The organism is Sporosarcina sp. ACRSM (assembly GCF_022346545.1).
GTDB lineage: Bacteria > Bacillota > Bacilli > Bacillales_A > Planococcaceae > Sporosarcina.
Window position 1 is genome coordinate 32,282 of sequence record NZ_JAKRNU010000007.1, and the last position, 16,367, is coordinate 48,648.

The 16,367-nt window shown below is 44.4% G+C and carries 20 protein-coding genes; 4 read left to right on the forward strand and 16 right to left on the reverse strand.

Annotation, left to right across the window (positions count from 1 at the left end; translation table 11 throughout):
- Nucleotides 1–5: 5 nt before the first annotated feature.
- Entirely contained in the window at nucleotides 6–275 is a 270-nt protein-coding gene (locus tag MHZ95_RS12140; protein WP_239390888.1) for a hypothetical protein, read from the reverse strand.
- A gap of 61 nt (nucleotides 276–336) precedes the next feature.
- The gene (locus MHZ95_RS12145) at nucleotides 337–1,851 is read right to left on the reverse strand and encodes a leucyl aminopeptidase (protein ID WP_239390889.1); all 1,515 of its coding nucleotides are present in this window, start codon (nucleotides 1,849–1,851) and stop codon (nucleotides 337–339) included.
- Between the two features lie 156 nt (nucleotides 1,852–2,007).
- Here MHZ95_RS12145 and MHZ95_RS12150 point away from each other — a divergent pair, with 156 nt between their 5' ends.
- The gene (locus MHZ95_RS12150) at nucleotides 2,008–2,484 is read left to right on the forward strand and encodes a divergent PAP2 family protein (protein ID WP_239390890.1); all 477 of its coding nucleotides are present in this window, start codon (nucleotides 2,008–2,010) and stop codon (nucleotides 2,482–2,484) included.
- A 78-nt stretch (nucleotides 2,485–2,562) separates the two neighbouring features.
- Here the strand turns inward: MHZ95_RS12150 and MHZ95_RS12155 are convergent, their stop codons facing one another.
- The 3 genes from MHZ95_RS12155 to MHZ95_RS12165 all read right to left on the reverse strand — a co-directional run bounded on the left by MHZ95_RS12155 (nucleotide 2,563) and on the right by MHZ95_RS12165 (nucleotide 4,938).
- A complete protein-coding gene (locus MHZ95_RS12155; protein ID WP_239390891.1) occupies nucleotides 2,563–2,901 on the reverse strand; it encodes a YuiB family protein in 339 nt (112 codons plus the stop codon).
- Nucleotides 2,902–3,116: 215 nt separating this feature from the next.
- Nucleotides 3,117–4,331 (reverse strand): NAD(P)/FAD-dependent oxidoreductase, encoded by a 1,215-nt coding sequence (locus MHZ95_RS12160; protein ID WP_239390892.1) that lies wholly within the window; start codon nucleotides 4,329–4,331, stop codon nucleotides 3,117–3,119.
- 244 nt (nucleotides 4,332–4,575) lie between these two features.
- Nucleotides 4,576–4,938: a HesB/IscA family protein gene (locus MHZ95_RS12165; RefSeq protein ID WP_239390893.1), complete on the reverse strand. Its 363-nt coding sequence runs from the start codon at nucleotides 4,936–4,938 to the stop codon at nucleotides 4,576–4,578.
- Between the two features lie 193 nt (nucleotides 4,939–5,131).
- Between MHZ95_RS12165 and MHZ95_RS12170 the strand changes: the two genes are divergently transcribed.
- Nucleotides 5,132–5,812, forward strand: coding sequence for a DUF2225 domain-containing protein (locus MHZ95_RS12170; protein WP_239390894.1), 681 nt, complete (start codon nucleotides 5,132–5,134; stop codon nucleotides 5,810–5,812).
- A 294-nt stretch (nucleotides 5,813–6,106) separates the two neighbouring features.
- On the opposite strand, the gene MHZ95_RS12175 is transcribed toward MHZ95_RS12170, so the two are convergent.
- A complete protein-coding gene (locus MHZ95_RS12175) occupies nucleotides 6,107–6,343 on the reverse strand; it encodes a NifU family protein (protein WP_239390895.1) in 237 nt (78 codons plus the stop codon).
- Nucleotides 6,344–6,425: 82 nt separating this feature from the next.
- Between MHZ95_RS12175 and MHZ95_RS12180 the strand changes: the two genes are divergently transcribed.
- A complete protein-coding gene (locus MHZ95_RS12180; protein WP_239390896.1) occupies nucleotides 6,426–6,755 on the forward strand; it encodes a YuzD family protein in 330 nt (109 codons plus the stop codon).
- Between the two features lie 169 nt (nucleotides 6,756–6,924).
- Here the strand turns inward: MHZ95_RS12180 and MHZ95_RS12185 are convergent, their stop codons facing one another.
- Nucleotides 6,925–7,992 (reverse strand): NAD(P)/FAD-dependent oxidoreductase, encoded by a 1,068-nt coding sequence (locus MHZ95_RS12185; RefSeq protein ID WP_239390897.1) that lies wholly within the window; start codon nucleotides 7,990–7,992, stop codon nucleotides 6,925–6,927.
- 142 nt (nucleotides 7,993–8,134) lie between these two features.
- On the opposite strand from MHZ95_RS12185, the gene MHZ95_RS12190 reads away from it, so the two are divergent.
- Nucleotides 8,135–8,371, forward strand: a complete 237-nt coding sequence (locus MHZ95_RS12190; protein ID WP_239390898.1) for a YuzB family protein — start codon at nucleotides 8,135–8,137, stop codon at nucleotides 8,369–8,371.
- 317 nt (nucleotides 8,372–8,688) lie between these two features.
- On the opposite strand, the gene MHZ95_RS12195 is transcribed toward MHZ95_RS12190, so the two are convergent.
- The 9 genes from MHZ95_RS12195 to MHZ95_RS12235 all read right to left on the reverse strand — a co-directional run bounded on the left by MHZ95_RS12195 (nucleotide 8,689) and on the right by MHZ95_RS12235 (nucleotide 16,222).
- The gene (locus tag MHZ95_RS12195) at nucleotides 8,689–9,450 is read right to left on the reverse strand and encodes a TIGR01457 family HAD-type hydrolase (RefSeq protein ID WP_239391186.1); all 762 of its coding nucleotides are present in this window, start codon (nucleotides 9,448–9,450) and stop codon (nucleotides 8,689–8,691) included.
- Nucleotides 9,450–9,902 carry a DUF86 domain-containing protein gene (locus tag MHZ95_RS12200; RefSeq protein WP_239390899.1) on the reverse strand — a complete coding sequence of 151 codons (453 nt, stop codon included), beginning with the start codon at nucleotides 9,900–9,902 and terminating at the stop codon, nucleotides 9,450–9,452. Before MHZ95_RS12200 ends, MHZ95_RS12195 begins: the two co-directional genes overlap by 1 nt.
- A 171-nt stretch (nucleotides 9,903–10,073) precedes the next feature.
- Nucleotides 10,074–10,388: a YutD family protein gene (locus MHZ95_RS12205; RefSeq protein ID WP_239390900.1), complete on the reverse strand. Its 315-nt coding sequence runs from the start codon at nucleotides 10,386–10,388 to the stop codon at nucleotides 10,074–10,076.
- Nucleotides 10,389–10,419: 31 nt separating this feature from the next.
- The gene (gene lipA / locus MHZ95_RS12210; RefSeq protein ID WP_239390901.1) at nucleotides 10,420–11,370 is read right to left on the reverse strand and encodes a lipoyl synthase; all 951 of its coding nucleotides are present in this window, start codon (nucleotides 11,368–11,370) and stop codon (nucleotides 10,420–10,422) included.
- Nucleotides 11,371–11,563: 193 nt separating this feature from the next.
- Nucleotides 11,564–12,271 (reverse strand): ABC transporter ATP-binding protein, encoded by a 708-nt coding sequence (locus MHZ95_RS12215; RefSeq protein WP_239391187.1) that lies wholly within the window; start codon nucleotides 12,269–12,271, stop codon nucleotides 11,564–11,566.
- Nucleotides 12,258–13,052: an ABC transporter ATP-binding protein gene (locus tag MHZ95_RS12220; protein WP_239390902.1), complete on the reverse strand. Its 795-nt coding sequence runs from the start codon at nucleotides 13,050–13,052 to the stop codon at nucleotides 12,258–12,260. The genes MHZ95_RS12215 and MHZ95_RS12220 overlap by 14 nt, the downstream gene beginning before the upstream one ends.
- Nucleotides 13,042–13,992, reverse strand: coding sequence for a branched-chain amino acid ABC transporter permease (locus MHZ95_RS12225; protein WP_239390903.1), 951 nt, complete (start codon nucleotides 13,990–13,992; stop codon nucleotides 13,042–13,044). Before MHZ95_RS12225 ends, MHZ95_RS12220 begins: the two co-directional genes overlap by 11 nt.
- Nucleotides 13,993–14,005: 13 nt before the next feature.
- Nucleotides 14,006–14,881 carry a branched-chain amino acid ABC transporter permease gene (locus MHZ95_RS12230; RefSeq protein ID WP_239390904.1) on the reverse strand — a complete coding sequence of 292 codons (876 nt, stop codon included), beginning with the start codon at nucleotides 14,879–14,881 and terminating at the stop codon, nucleotides 14,006–14,008.
- 153 nt (nucleotides 14,882–15,034) lie between these two features.
- A complete protein-coding gene (locus MHZ95_RS12235; RefSeq protein ID WP_239391189.1) occupies nucleotides 15,035–16,222 on the reverse strand; it encodes an ABC transporter substrate-binding protein in 1,188 nt (395 codons plus the stop codon).
- Nucleotides 16,223–16,367 lie beyond the last annotated feature (145 nt).

Genomic DNA, 16,367 nt, shown 5'->3' on the forward strand with positions numbered 1-16,367 from the left:
GCCGGTCAATACCACCAGCCATATGGAGAACCGTATGGAGGGTAAGCTGGATATCCAAATCCGTACGGTGGGTATCCGCCGAAACCACCACCATATCCGCCAAATCCTCCGTACCCTGGAAATAACGCACTGCCTAATAAACCACCCGCAAATCCGCCGATAAAAGGAGCGCCAAATCCTCCAAAATCAAATCCGCGACCGAAACCGCCACGATCAAAACCACCGCCGCGGCCGCCGCGACCATAGCCACCATGGCCACCATATCCTCTAGGCATTTTCCATCCCCCTTTCCCACTTATCCTATTCAAGTGGAAACTTGGGAATAGAGACCAATGCCTACTCGGCTGAATTATCTGGGTCGGCCAGCCGTTCAATGAACGTTGCCAAAGTTCGAACCATGACACCCGTCCCACCTTTTGGACCGAGTTCATGAGCTGCAGACGCATCCGATGTGCCGGCGATATCCAAGTGGATCCAAGGGGTGTCACCGACAAATTCACCGACAAAACCACCGCCAAAAATCATATGACCGTCACGTCCTGGTGAATTATTCAAGTCCGCCACCTCACTTTTACGAATCCGTTTCTTATCGCTATCCGTCAACGGAAGCCTCCAAACAAACTCGCCCGTCTCCAAAGAAGCCTGCATGAATTCTTCAAAGAAGCCTTCATCATTCGACAATGCCCCTGTCTTATCATGCCCAAGTGCAATAATGACACCGCCTGTCAGTGTTGCGACATCGATGATTGAGTTTGCCCCTGCTTGCAATGCATAGGTCACTGCGTCTGCGAGTACCAGCCGCCCTTCCGCATCCGTGTTCAACACTTCGATCGTCTTACCGCTTAAGGAAGTGATGACATCATCCGGTTTAAATGCCTCCCCGGAAATCATATTATCCGTCGATGCAACGACAGCGATGACGTTTTTCGCAGGGCGCAACTCCCCGATGATGTTCATGGCACCAAGTACAGCGGCAGCGCCTCCCATATCGCCTTTCATCCCGACCATGCCGTCCTTCGGTTTCAATGAATATCCGCCCGTATCGTATGTAATTCCTTTCCCGACAAGGCCTATGACATCTTCCCATTGTTCGGTAGCCGCATATTTCAAGACGATCAATTGCGGTTCTTCCACCGATCCTTTATTGACCGCTAAAATGGCGCCCATCCCGAGTTCTTCCATCTCTTTTCTGCCAAGCACGTCGATTTCAAAATCATATTTCTGGGCCATTTCCCGCGCATAATCCGCCATTTTCGTCGCCGTCAATACATTGGGCGGCATATTGACAAGCGTGCGGGCTTCATTGACCGCACCGGCATGCACATTGCCCACTTCAAAAGCGGCTTTCAATTCAGCCGCATCCGCCTCGGAAAGAAAAGTTACGGTTTCGAGCGTCACATCACGTTCGTTGGAATCCGTACGGTATCCTTCAAACCGGTAAGTACCGAGTCCCATCCCTTCCGTTGCTAAAAATACCACATCTTCGCATGTAAGTTTGTCATTCGTAAAGGGGGCGGTCCAAATGGCAACAGACTGGGCTTTCCCTTTCAACAATTCTTTACCGATGCCGGCAAATGCTTGACGTAAACGATCTTCTGTCAACGCTTTTTGCGCGCCAAGACCGATAAAAAGCACACGCTTATATGTCCGGTCTTCAAGGGCCGGTATTTTGACAATTTTTTCGAAATCTGTCTGAATATCTCCAGACTTCAGCCACTCCGGTAAACGTGGGCTGAAAGATTGGACGAAATCTTCCCATCCTGTTATATTTTCCGGATGTTCCGGAACACCGATGACAAGAACATCTGCCGACACTTTACTAAAATCTGGTTCCATTATAATTGCTTTCATTTAACAGCCTCCCTTTATCATCCATACTTTCATTATAATCCACCTATTCGACCATTAGTATGAATTCGTTTGGAAACTATACAATCGGTTTTGTCCCTCGTATGGGTGTGGTATACTGGCAGTAGTATTTTCGTTTTGAAATTGGAGGGGAACCAATTGGCCATCTTACACAACACCCCGCTCCTTGCGGCATTATTCGGTATCGTTTTTGCTCAACTCGTTAAAATACCTATCCATTATTTCCTGAATGGTAAACTGGACTGGAAACTAATGACGTCAACAGGAGGCATGCCAAGCTCCCATTCAGCCGCCGTCACATCGTTAACGACTGCGATCGCTTATGAAGAAGGGCTTGGTTCACCACTCTTTGCCGTCTCCGCCATTTTCGGGGTCATCGTCATGTTTGACGCCACTGGGATCCGCTATCAGGCAGGACAACAAGCCCTCGTCATCAATCAAATGCGGGTCGATTTCCAAACATTCGTTCAAGAAGCGAAAGGCTGGCAACAAAAGGATGGTCAACAAAAAATACAAGAGTTGAAAACATTACTAGGTCATAAGCCGAGTGAAGTTTTCGCCGGTGCCCTCACCGGTATTCTCATCTCCGTTGTCATCTATACATTTATTGTTTGAAATGAAAAACGGTATGTTCAAGTAAAATCGCTTGAACATACCGTTTTTTGTCTAGTCTCCAGGCATCGCTTTTCTAAATTAGAACATTTGATAACCTTGTTTTCTCAATAATTTAATAACAATGCCTGAAATGATTGCTCCTACGAGCCCACTTGCTAAAATGATAATATCGATCGAATGGAGTGCCATAATTTTTTCACCAAGTAATTGGAATGCATACTTCGGTGTTGTGAAGTATTCATACACTTTTACTTCATCAATGATCAACACGACGACAATTGGATAAATAATGGCCATTAACCAACTCATTCGAAGAAGCATATTCAATAAGAAACCGATACCAAAAAACATGACAATGAAAATCAATATGGATAAGACGGCGTGCGTCAATGAAATTGTCAATATGAATACCTCCATTTTCCATTCATCATTTTACAGGAATGGACGAACGCTTTCAATATGAATAACCCTCGTTCAATAATTTGTCGGATTTCATCTTCATTCTTCGAAGTCTGCGCCATTACCCCTTGAAAAATAATGAAAAGCTTGTACAGCCGAATAAGTCTGTTGAACGTTGCCTCCATAATGTAAAAAGCACCTACCGTTAAATCGGCAGGTGCTTTTGTTATTTATCAAAAGAAGTTGAATTTACCTTTTTTCATCGTCAGACCAAGTCCGCCAATTAAAAAGAGTGATCGGTTATCGACTACTTTTTTCATGAAGGAAGCTTTTGTACCTGTCAATTTTTTACCGTAAACGACACCGATTGCATCGTCATGACCAAGTGAACAAACGCTACCTTTTAAATCCGGTACAAACTGCGCTGTCGGTTGACCTTTCAATAGTGCGACAATATTGTTCGCACACATATCGCCTTGTTGCATAGCAATTTGTGCAGTCGGCGGATATGGACGATTCGTTTCTTCATTGATCATCAATGCACAGTCACCAATGATGAAGACATCCGAATAACCTGGTGCGCGAAGATCTGTTTCGACTTTGACGCGAGCCCGCATGTTTTCAATACCTGTCTCTTCAATCAGACGGTTTCCACGGACACCTGCTGCCCATACAACTGTACCGGCTTTGATGAATTCAAACTCATCTTCGCCTTTTTTAATTTTAACGCCTTCTGGTGTCGCTTCAACGACCGGCGTACCGATTGAAAACTCGATGCCTTTCGCTTCCAATTGACCCACTGCATATTTCACCAGTTCCGGGTCAAATCCAGGTAGAACCATCGGAGCCGCTTCTACGCAAATGACGCGTACCTTTTCAGCCGGCACATCATACTCCTTGCATAGTTCAGGGACTCGGTTACCAAGTTCTCCAAGGTATTCAATTCCAGTGAAGCCAGCGCCTCCCACGATGATCGTTAGACGACTATCATCTTTCTCATCTTCAAGAGACCATGTTGCGAATTGGTAATCGATATGATCACGGATTTGACGCGCCGCTTTTACATTGGCGATGGAGAATGCATATTTGTCCAATCCCGGGATTCCGAAAGTCTCTCCTTCGAAACCTAGGGAAATGACTAGATAATCATATGTATGCGTTCCCGCATCGGATGTTACGACTTTCTCTTTTACGTCAATCCCTTTAACTTCCGCTTTGATGAATTTCACTTTTTGCTCATTGATGACCCGTTTAATATCGTATCGGACTTGTTCAGGAGTCAATGTTCCTGCAGCCGCTTCATGGAGCCATGTCGCTTCATAGTGATAATCATTTTTGTTTATAAGTACGATATCAGCATCGTCAGTTCCTAGCGATTTTTGCAAATTGACGACTGTTGACAATCCGCCGTATCCTGCGCCTAAAACTAAAATTGTCGGTCTTTTCACGAAGATCGAAACCACCTTTAATTTTTTTATGTGACCGGCAACGTGAAATCGGTAAGTCCGAAAATTTACACAGTCCCGGCTTTTGTCATCTTCTCGACAAACCTCTATCTCTTATAGTAGCCCTTTTGATAGGTCATTTCAACACTATATTTGAAATAGAAAATCTTTGAAAATACTGAATAGCATCGCCTTTTGGCAAAGAAAAAACCTCCCAATTTTTAATATGGGAGGGTGGACCCGGCAATCAGCATTCCGCCGGAGTTCCTTTTTTTGTTGCCGTTCTAAAAGAAGTTCCACAACCACAAGCTGCAATGGCATTCGGATTATTTATGGTAAATCCGCCCCCCATGAGGGACTCTTTATAGTCAACTATTGTGCCTTCGAGGATTGGAGCATCTTCGCTGGATACGAGTATTTGTAAGCCATGCTGTTCCAATAAAAGATCCTCTGCCGACTTTTCAGCATCAAATCCCATTCCATATGTCAGGCCGCTACACCCACCACCATTGACTCCAATTCGTAAGAAGGAACCTTCTTCCTCATTGTGTTGCATCATTTTCTTGACATGAAATGCCGCTGCCTCTGTAACTTCAACAACTTCAGCCAATCGTGCTCACCTTCCTTTATTTTGTCTTCTCATCATAGCAGTAATTTAATGAGGAACGCAATTAATTATACTTCTGTGGTTATGTAAATTTCGTGACAACCTCAGAGGTACTTTGGCTTAAATAAGTTAAAAACCATTCTATATCTTTCGATTTAAGTTATAATAAAAATATTAGTACGAAAGGATGAGATGAGTGGATATCAGTCCATTTTATGCTAAACAATTCAACTGTCTGAATTGCCAAGAGAAATTCGCTTCTACAAAAATCCGTTCGCGGTTCGTTCGGGTCACCTCTCACGAAAGCGACTTCAAACCTGTTTACTCAAATTTGGACATCAATCCATTATTCTATAACGTGTCTGTCTGTCCTCATTGCGGTTTTTCATTCACGGATGAGTTCTCCCCTTATTTCGCTCCGGGAACGAAAGAGACGATTGCAAGCAAGATCACAGCGCATTGGAATCATCGTTCATTCAGCTCGACCCGGACAATAGAGGAAGCGATTGAAACGTATAAACTGGCCTATTTAAGCGCTTTGTATAAAAAAGAAAAGCCGCTTTCCATTGCCGGCATTACGTTGCGGATTGCCTGGCTCTATCGTGACTTGCATGCAGATCATGAAGAAACGCGTTTTTTGTCGATTGCACGTAATGCCTATATCGATTCCTATTCGACCGGTGACTATGCCGGGACGCAAATGTCCGAATCGAGAGTATTGTATTTGATCGGTGAACTTTCTTGGAAAATCGGAGATCGCGAAGAAGCGATCCGAAATTTCTCCCGGGTCCTCGAACAACAACGGACATCGCATGAACCGAAAATCGTTCAGATGGCTAAAGAACGGTGGCAGGAAATAAGAGAGAATATAAAATAAGCGGACCAAAAATGGTCCGCTTTGCTCGTACATCATCAATCAATTACGCCTCGGCGTAATTGCGTCGGGATTTTGAATTGCGAATCGAACAGCAAAGGGTTCGATTTGCCGTATTTCTGCGTTTTTTGCAGAAATTAAGGCACTTAGATAAACGCAATTGATCCCTTTCAAAATCCCTGACATCCGCCGGAGGCTTAACTTGAATCAGCAGGGAGTTTAGACTACCACTAATTGAAATGCATTCTGGCATTCATCCCACCACTTATGGAAGTAGTGAATTTTCGCTGAATCAAGTTAAAATACTTGTTCTACTTCAACTACGCCAGGAACTTCTTCAAGCAATGCACGTTCAATCCCTGCTTTAAGTGTGATCGTAGAACTTGGGCATGTGCCGCAAGCGCCTAGAAGACGAAGTTTCACAATACCATCTTCAATATCGACAAGTTCACAGTCTCCTCCGTCACGCAAGAGGAATGGGCGTAATTTATCTAAAACTTCTTGTACTGATTCTGTCATCGTTGCATCTGTCATTGTTTTTTACCTCTCCTTTCCTTATACTTATTATAAACTGGATTCAATAAAAAATCCAACAATGATTCTGGAGGCGTTTTTTATGGCGACAAACAAGGTAAAGATTGAAATCTTCGGGGCCGAAGTCGTTTGTGCAAGTTGTGTCAATGCACCTTCGTCAAAAGATACTTATGAATGGCTACAAGCTGCAATCGATCGGAAATATCCGAACCAGCCTTATGATATCGAGTATATCGATATCTATTCTTCCATCACGGATGCACGACAGCAAGGCATCGCTGAACAAGTGCAAAATGATGAGTTTTTCTACCCGCTCGTCATGATCGAAGATGAAATGATCGGTGAAGGCTATATCCAATTGAAGCCCGTTTTTAACGCGCTTGAAAAGCATGGTTATGTTGCACAAGCATAAGTAACGACAAACAGCGGCATTGATAACAGTTGCCTATAATTGAGAAAACCTTGGACTGGAAATGGCGCCCAAGGTTTTTTTGGCAATCATCGATTCTCCCACTGCAAAAGGCCGGATAGTTTTCTATCTTACGCTTCAATATCTAGATAGAAGCATCGGCTGTAGCAAGTTACCCGTTGTGCCATTTGTACATCCAGAGCACCCCGGACTTCAACAAACGCGCGATCCGACCTGTTACTGTGCGATCCGCCAAATAAGCGAATCCTTGCTTTTTACCGAGGGAACCGAGGAACCCTTTTAGTTTGATTTCCGGCATACTTTCCGGTAATGGCTCATTATTCCAGACATTGCGTAACACGCGGACAATTTGCTCCGCCTGTTCTTCCGCAACTTGTGCACTTGGCGCATAAGGCAAAGAAGCACAATCCCCGACCACATAGACGTCTTTATAGTCCGGTAATTGATGATACATATTCAATTTTACTCGTCCCGAGCGGTCTTTTTCCGTATTCAAGTTTTGCACTGGCGTAACAGGACGGATTCCAGCAGTCCAAACGACTGCATCGACCGAGATCGTCTCTTCATGATTATGCAAGACGTTCGGTTCAACTTTCGTAATATTGGAGTTGGATACCACTTCCACGTTATGCTTATCAAACCAGCTTTGGACATAGTTACTAAGTCTTTCTGGAAAGTCCCGTAACACCCGCGGACTGCGATCGAACAGTTTAATGGTCAAATCCGGTCTACTTTCCCGCAATTCACTCGCGAGCTCGATTCCGCTTAGACCCGCTCCGACGATTCCGACAGTCGCTCCTCCGCCTAGTCCTAGCAATTTTTCATAAGTGACCCTCGATCTTCCGATCGTCTGGATACTATACGTATTCTCCGCAGCTCCAGGCACATCGTGGTAATTATCTTGGCATCCTAGACCGATTACGAGCTCATCGTAGGCAATTTGCTTTCCATCATCCAAATAAACACATTTTTCGTCCGGTCTGATGTCGATGATCTCACCACCGACCACTTTCAATCGCTCATGCTCCGGCAGTGGTACACGCACTTCCGCGTCCGATACTGTACCTGCAGCAAGTGCATAAAATTCTGTCTTCAAACTATGGAATGGAGTCCGATCTACCAGTGTTATTTCGACATCTTCCGGCAGTTCTTTCGTCAATAGACGCAACAAAATACGCATATTTCCGTATCCGGCACCTAATAATACAAGTTTTCTCATCGCTTTGCTCCTTCGTCATCCTAATAGTCCGCTCTTTTCTCAAGTTCGATTATATCAGTTTGTGACAAGTTTCACAATAAGACGCAGCAATTGACCTAAAGGGTAAAAAAGAGTAGGATTTCTATTAGGTGAGGTGAGTGTCGTGAATCCGATTGTCGAGTTTTGCATGAGTAATATTGCAAACGGTTCACAAGAAACTTTTGAAGCATTGGAAAAAGATCCGAATTTAGATGTCTTGGAGTATGGTTGTCTGAGCTATTGTACGAAATGTGCCGAAAGTCTTTATGCGATCGTCAACGGTGAAATTGTCGAAGCCGACACACCAGAAGAGCTGACAAGCCGTATTTACCAATTCATTGAAGATAATCCGCTCTTTTGAGCATCAATTACGCCTCGGCGTAATTGCGTCCAGATTTTGAATCGAGCTTGAGGCCAAAAGGACGTTGGTCATGCAACCGTTGCCGCAGGACGCGGCTAACTTAGGTTGCCTTCCTTAATTCCTTTCAAAATCTGTGACATCCGCCGGAGGCTTTATCTTCGTTCAGCGGGCTTTTGAACACCCGCTGAACAAGAAACAAAACTGCATTCATCTAGCCACCTATAGAGGTGGAAGTCTTCTGCTGAATGAAGATAAAAACTACCCGCAAATCGTTGTGGGTAGTTTTTTCTATTTCACATCTCTTCTTAAGTTGATGGTTATTTCCAATCCAACAATGTCGGAACGTGGTAAGTCGGTTGCTCTTTTTTCAAAAGCAAGTCCTCTTTAGAAGTAACTCCGCCTGCCACATGCAATGTATCGATGCCGAAACGGATACCAGCCTGTATGTCCGTATCGTAATTATCGCCAACCATGATCATTTCTTCTTTCCGGTAATTCCCCATCTGTTGGATGAACTCCAGCATATAAGGCTCCGGTTTCCCGATAAAGACTGGTTTTTTTCCTGACGCAGTTTCCATCAATGTCACAAATGACCCATTTCCCGGAAGCAATCCTCTTTCTGTTGGAATGGCTTTGTCTCCATTTGTAGCAATGAAATGGGCACCTGCACGAATTGCCAAGCATGCATCCGCTAATTTTGAATAGGTCACCCCTCTATCAATGCCCATCATAACGACATCGGGGTCATGCTTTGTTAGACGGATACCTTCCGCCTTCAGTGCTTCTTCCAATCCAATTTCACCAATCATCATGACAGTAGCACCTTCAGCCATTTTCTTGCAATATTTTGCGGCTGCAATGGCCGACGTCATAATATGCTCCACATTCGCTTGGATACCGAATCCCTTCAGCTTTTCCTGTATTTGCACACGCGTCATGGATGCATTATTAGTAATAAAGTACGGGTCCACCCCCAATTGCTGTGCATTGGCAATGAACTCGACCGCTTCGGCAATCGGCTCGGTTCCACGGTAAACCGTTCCATCCAAGTCCAGACAAATCGCTTTGTACTGATGGATCATCGCTGTTCCTCCGGTAAAAATGCAGAGACCGGTCCAAGCTCATTTTCCAAATAGTGACGCACCTTATCCGGGAATCCTTCAAGAAAATCTATTTCCTCGGAAATGATTCCATTGATCTCTTGTGCATCGACTTTCGTGAAATCGCGCACGATCATTTTTCTTAACTCGATCACTCTTTTTAACGGCCCTGCCATCTCAGCCGAAATAACGCGCTCATCTTCCATGATGTCAATAATATCCTCATAACTCCCCGGATCCCGCATGATGAATCCGTCAATCATCGCATTCCCGACATCGAGGATCGATTCGATGATGACATGGACAATTCTTTCCAGTGCTAATGAACGGACCTCTTCTTCCGCCCAACGGCTTCCATCTTTATAAGTTGCTAATAATTCTTCCATATAGTCGAGTGTTTCATTAATTTGGTTTCGGTCAACAAAATACACGGAATTTCCCTCCAGTTGATGATTGATCTATTCCCATAATACCATAACTTTCAGATTGAAGAATCATTACCTCAATATACTGATATCGAAAGAAAACTACGCATGACTGCCTATTTCTTATCAATCATAAAAAAACGTGTATGGACTCATATTCATCCATACACGATCAACTCATTCATTGGACATGGAGGCAGTTGAGGATTCCTGCTTCACCCGTCCTGTTTTTTTCAATACAAAATAGGCACAGCCAAAATTACAATATTCGTATAGATAATCTTGCAAAGTACTGATTTTTGTTTCATAGGTCGACTTCTGGTTACGGTCGTCGAAAAAACCTTTCAGCCGAAGCTGACCGTATCCCCAATCGCCCAATATATAATCGTATTTCAAGAGCACATCGCTATACCTCGCCAGCAATGCTTCTTCGTTATAGCCATCACGGTAGTTTGTTACGAGCTCAAACTGCCAATTGTCAATCGTTATCATTCAGTGATCACCGCCATTGGAATAAGCTTTATTAACCTTGCAAAGTTGCTTCAAGCTGTTCCTCACCTTGACGCTGTCTTTCTTTCGCAGCCGAATTCACTTGTTCGTCAGCGTGATAGCTTGAACGGACAAGCGGTCCAGCTTCACAATGTGAAAAGCCTTTTGACATCGCAATTTTTCTTAGTTCTCCGAATTCTTGCGGCGAATAGTATTTCTGCACTTTCAAATGCTTTTTCGTCGGTTGCAAATATTGGCCGATCGTCATGATGTCTACATTATTCGCACGGAGATCGTCCATCGTCTCCAAGATTTCTTCATGTGTCTCTCCAAGACCGAGCATCAAGGATGATTTTGTCGGAATGTCGGGCTGCATTTCTTTAGCACGGCGTAAAAGTTCCAATGAACGCTCGTATGTCGCACGCGCACGCACTCTCGGAGTCAAGCGCCGAACCGTTTCGATATTGTGGTTCAAGATATCCGGTTTGGCATCCATCAGACGCTTTAAGTTATCGTACTCGCCAGCCATATCGGATGGAAGGACTTCCACAGTTGTAAACGGACTTTTTCTTCGGATCGCACGGATCGTCTCAGCAAAGATCCCCGAGCCACCGTCTTTTTGATCGTCACGTGCAACCATCGTCACGACCGCATGTTTCAAATTCATCAGGGCCACGGAATCTGCCACACGTTCCGGTTCTGCTATATCCAGCTCAGTCGGCAATCCCGTTTTAACCGCACAAAAACGACATGCCCGGGTACACACTGAGCCCAAAATCATGAATGTAGCCGTACGACGTTCTCCCCAACATTCGTGAATGTTCGGGCAACGCGCTTCTTCACAAACCGTATGTAAATTGTTCTCGCGCATCAATTTTTTCAAATCTGTATAGTTGTCATTCGTATTCAACTTAATTTTTAACCAATCCGGCTTTCTTACATGCTCCGTTCTATTTCCTTGTTCTGGTCTGCATGACAAGATCATCGACTCCAATCCATACGAACTTAAATACTTTCTATGATGTCAATGTATCATATATTCTGACTTCAAACAACCTCAGTGAAACATATAACGGATCGATACTCACATTTTCTTGAAGCAAAAAGGAAAGTGCGATTGCTTAAGCACTTCCCTTTCTTTTTACCTTATTTCAAAACGAGGACATTTTCTGAGACCGTTAATGGCCACCGAGATAAGCTTTTTTAATTTCCTCACTCGCTTGCAGTTCGTCAGGTGTACCTGAAAGAATGACTTTTCCGGTTTCGATGACATAAGCTCTGTTGGCGACGGATAAGGCCATATTGGCGTTCTGCTCGACAAGTAGGATGGTCGTACCTTCTTTATTGATATCTTTGACAACTTCAAAAATCGTCTGCACCATAAGCGGGGCCAGCCCCATCGACGGCTCATCCAGTAACAGCAGTTTAGGCTTCGCCATGATTGCCCGCCCCATCGCCAACATCTGTTGCTCCCCGCCCGATAATGTACCGGCGGATTGTTTTCGTCGTTCATGCAATCGGGGGAAGATGTTATAGACTTTCTCTAAATCCTGTTGAATGCCAGCCTTATCGGTTCTGAGAAAAGCCCCTAGCTCAATGTTCTCCTCCACACTCATTTCTGCAAATACACGTCTTCCTTCCGGCACATGTGAGATACCCGATTTGACAATCGCTTGTGCAGGCTTGCCAACGATTGATTGATCCAAATAGGCGATCGCTCCGCTTTTCGGTTTCAATAATCCCGATAATGTTTTCAACAACGTGCTTTTACCAGCCCCGTTCGCCCCGATGAGCGTCACGATTTCTCCCTGGTCCACCTGCAAAGAAACGCCTTTCAGGGCATGGATGCTTCCATAGTAAACGTTCAAGTCTTCAACCTTTAGCATGCTCATCTTGCACTTCCTCCCCTAAATAAGCCTCGATAACTTTTGGATTATTCCGGATTTCTTCAGGAGTTCCCTCAGCAAGAAGCACACCATGATCCAACACGTAAATGCGCTCACAAATCCCCATGACCAAATTCATATCATGTTCAATCAATAAAATGGTCAAGTTGAACTTTTCACGGACAAAAGCAATGAGCTCCATAAGATCCTTCGTCTCCTGCGGGTTCATCCCTGCGGCAGGTTCATCGAGCAATAATAACTGAGGACCCGCAGCCAAAGCTCTCGCAATTTCCAGCCTTCGCTGTTTTCCATAAGCCAAATTTTTGGCATCTTCATCTTTATATTGGGCAAGGTTGAAAATTTCCAGAAACTCCATCGCTTTCTTTTCCATTTCTTTCTCACCGGAAAAATGAGAGGGGAAACGGAACATGGAACTTAACACCGAATGCTTCGCCAATGAATGATACGCAACTTTGACATTATCCAAAACGGAAAGTTCGTTAAATAGCCGGATATTCTGGAAAGTCCGGCTGATGCCGAGCCTTGTCACTTGGAAAGGAGCCAATCCGTTAATGCGCCGACCATTTAAAACAATATCGCCTTCTGTCGGTGTATAGACGCCTGTCAATAAGTTGAAACTCGTCGTCTTTCCCGCTCCGTTCGGACCGATCAGCCCGACCAATTCCCCTTGATGAATTTCCATATTGAAATTCGAAACGGCTTTTAAGCCACCGAATTGGATGCCGACGTCTTTCACTTGTAATAACGGCTCACTGCCCATGGTGGCTGCCTCCTTTCGAAAATCTCCACAACTTGAAGTAATCCGTAATTTCCATCGTACCCATCAACCCTTTCGGACGATAAAGCATGACGATGATAAGGACTAAACTGTAGATAATCATACGCGTTTCAGGATACCCTTGTAGGAATGTGGAGACGACGGTCAGCAAGATCGTCGCGACAACCGCGCCTGACAAACTCCCAAGCCCTCCAAGAACCACGTAAATCAAAATATCAATGGATTTTAAAAACCCGAAGTTCGCTGGTTGGATAATATAGAAATTATGCGCATACAATGCTCCCGCAATGCCCGCAAAAAAAGCCCCGATTGCGAATGCCAACACTTTATAATAGGTGGTGTTAATCCCCATCGCATCTGAAGCGATTTCGTTCTCCCGCACCGATATGCAAGCACGCCCATGTCTGGAATTGGTAAAATTGACGATAACAAGAACTGTGATCATCAGGCAGACGAACGTATACGTCCAAGTCGTTAAGTGAGTGACTTGCATCCCCGCCGCCCCACCGACATATTCGATATTCAAAAAGACAATCCGGATGATTTCCGCAAAACCAAGTGTAGCAATCGCCAAATAATCCCCTCTAAGCCGCAAGCTCGGAATGCCGATGATCAGCCCTGCGATTGTCGCAACGATGCCCGCCGCCAAAATGGCTACGATAAACGGCAGATGGAACTTCATCGTGACAATGGCCGAAATATACGCTCCAACTGCTAAAAATCCGGCATGCCCGAGTGAAAACTGGCCTGTAATGCCGATCACTAGATGGAGACTGACAGCCAACATAATATTAATGGACATAAATATTAACGTGTTCGTATAGAAACTATTTAAATTGCCTCCATTGATCAGCATTTGAACAACCGCATACACCACGATGGCTACACCAATGAATACCCAAAATTGTTTTGATTTTTTCATAAACTGATGTCACCTACACTTTCTCTCGTGTATTTTTACCAAAGATGCCAGACGGTTTTAAAATGAGGATCAAGATCAAAATGACGAATGCCGCTGCATCTCTCCACAGTGAAAAGCCGAGCGCACTGACAATCGTTTCGACAACCCCAAGTACAAGCCCTCCGACCATCGCTCCGGGGATAATGCCGATTCCACCAAGGACGGCCGCTACGAATGCTTTCAAACCGGGAATGACCCCCATGAGCGGGTCGATCTTTGTATAGTAAATACCGAAGATGACACCTGCCGCGCCAGCCAAAGCAGAGCCGATCGCAAATGTGGCAGAAATGGTATTGTCCACATTGATGCCCATCAGCCTCGCTGCATCGGCGTCGTAGGATACAGCGCGCATCGCTTTTCCGATTTTCGTTTTATGTACAATAAATTGAAGGATGATCATCAATGTCACGGAAACTGTTAGAATCAGAATCGATTGACTGCTAATTTGAGCACCGAACAAGTTGAACGTTTTGTTGGCAAAATCGGAAGGATATGCCACTGGTTGTGCCCCTCGCATATAGATGACACCATTCTGAATTAATAAGGAAACTCCGATTGCTGTAATCAAGGCGGCGATTCTCGTCGCATTCCGCAATCTTTTATACGCTACGCGCTCGATGATCACGCCGATAATCGCACAAGAGACCATCGAGATAAGTAGTGCGGGAAAGAAACCAAGTCCCCAACCGGCAATTGTAAAATAACCGATAAAAGCACCAATCATGAAAATTTCACCATGGGCAAAGTTAATAAGCTTTATAATTCCGTAAACCATCGTATAACCGAGTGCGATCAATGCATAGATGCTTCCGAGCGATATACCGTTTATCAGCTGTTGTAGCCATTCCATCCTTTCCACTCCCTTCTAAAAAAAGAAAAAGAACGGGAGGAGGATCATCCCCCTCCCGTTCCTCCCACTTCATTACACTTCTTTGAAGTTGCGTTCATTTTTTACATTGAACTTACTTCGTTCTCTCGTACCAAGCCTGTCAAACAAGTGAAATCATGGATTGACTTTCGTTTTAAATACGGTTTCCCCGTCTTTATATTCCAAAATCGTAGCGGATTTGATCGGGTGATGATTTTCGTCCACTGAGTAAAGGCCTGTAATCAACTCAAGGTCTTTTGTTTCAGCCAATGCATCTTTGATTTTTGTGGAATCTGGTCCACCTGCACGCTGAATGGCATCTGCTAGTAAGTAAACAGTGTCATAACCGAGTGCGTTGAAAGCGTCTGGCGCTTTTCCGTACTTCTCCTCAAATTTCTTACTGAATTCTTGGATTTTCCCATCTGGATCTTCAGAAGAATAATGGTTGGTCGTGAATGTATTATTCAACGCATCCGCTCCTGCCAAATCCAAAAGAATTGGTGAATCCCAGCCATCTGCTCCCATCAATGGGACATCGATACCCATCTCACGAGCTTGTTTGACGATCAAACCGACTTCTTCATAGTATCCCGGGATGAAAATGAATTCCGGATTTTCTGACTTGATGCGAGTCAGTGTAGATCGGAAATCTGAGTCTTTCGCTACATATGACTCATTTGATACAATTTTACCACCGGCCGCTTCGAAATCTTTCTTGAAGGAAGCTGCAAGACCTTTTGAGTAATCGCTTGCATTATCGGAGTAGATTGCTACATTTTTCACTTTTAGTTCATTGGCTGCAAAGTTCGCTGCCACCGTTCCTTGGAAAGGATCAATAAAGGATGTACGGAATACGTACTCATTCACTCCACCATCTTCTCTAACTGTTACAGAAGGGCTTGTCCCAGAAGGGCTGATAAGCGGTACTTGTTTGTCGTTTGCAATTTGCGCTTGTGCCACGGTCGCACCACTCGTTGCCGCCCCGATGATGGCTACCACCTTGTCCTGCTCTGCTAGGCGGATTGCCGCACTTGTCGCTTCCGCATTATCTGATTTGTTATCGATTTTAACGATTTCAATTTGCTTGCCTTCAATCCCGCCTGCTGCATTGATCTCTTCGACAGCAAGATCAATCCCCGCCGCTTCAGACGTTCCATAAGAGGCAACCGCTCCGGATAATTCCAAGTTCACGCCGATTTTAATCGTCTCGCTATCATTGGATTCACCTGATTCTCCACTGCTTGTGTCATTGTCCGCTCCACATGCTGCCAACAATCCAACGATAAGTGTTGAAACAGCAAAAACACTTAGCCACTTTTTCAATTTCAAATGTGATCCCCCCAGTTATCATTTGAGTTTAAAAGTTTACCATTTTCAGATTATTATATAATCTTATTGCCTAGTATATACGCCTATCTTACTATTGTCAAAACCTTTTTTCTTTATGAAATTATTGGAAAAATAAAGA

Excerpts from the sequence above, each read along its gene's own strand:
- MHZ95_RS12220 (WP_239390902.1), bottom strand. The coding sequence starts at position 13,052 with ATGGGCAGTGAGCCGTTATTACAAGTGAAAGACGTCGGCATCCAATTC.
- MHZ95_RS12145 (WP_239390889.1), bottom strand. The coding sequence starts at position 1,851 with ATGAAAGCAATTATAATGGAACCAGATTTTAGTAAAGTGTCGGCAGAT.
- MHZ95_RS12175 (WP_239390895.1), bottom strand. The coding sequence starts at position 6,343 with ATGACAGATGCAACGATGACAGAATCAGTACAAGAAGTTTTAGATAAA.
- MHZ95_RS12185 (WP_239390897.1), bottom strand. The coding sequence starts at position 7,992 with ATGAGAAAACTTGTATTATTAGGTGCCGGATACGGAAATATGCGTATT.
- MHZ95_RS12225 (WP_239390903.1), bottom strand. The coding sequence starts at position 13,992 with ATGAAAAAATCAAAACAATTTTGGGTATTCATTGGTGTAGCCATCGTG.
- MHZ95_RS12155 (WP_239390891.1), bottom strand. The coding sequence starts at position 2,901 with ATGGAGGTATTCATATTGACAATTTCATTGACGCACGCCGTCTTATCC.
- MHZ95_RS12230 (WP_239390904.1), bottom strand. The coding sequence starts at position 14,881 with ATGGAATGGCTACAACAGCTGATAAACGGTATATCGCTCGGAAGCATC.
- MHZ95_RS12215 (WP_239391187.1), bottom strand. The coding sequence starts at position 12,271 with ATGCTAAAGGTTGAAGACTTGAACGTTTACTATGGAAGCATCCATGCC.
- MHZ95_RS12180 (WP_239390896.1), top strand. The coding sequence starts at position 6,426 with ATGGCGACAAACAAGGTAAAGATTGAAATCTTCGGGGCCGAAGTCGTT.
- MHZ95_RS12140 (WP_239390888.1), bottom strand. The coding sequence starts at position 275 with ATGCCTAGAGGATATGGTGGCCATGGTGGCTATGGTCGCGGCGGCCGC.
- MHZ95_RS12205 (WP_239390900.1), bottom strand. The coding sequence starts at position 10,388 with ATGATAACGATTGACAATTGGCAGTTTGAGCTCGTAACAAACTACCGT.
- lipA (WP_239390901.1), bottom strand. The coding sequence starts at position 11,370 with ATGATCTTGTCATGCAGACCAGAACAAGGAAATAGAACGGAGCATGTA.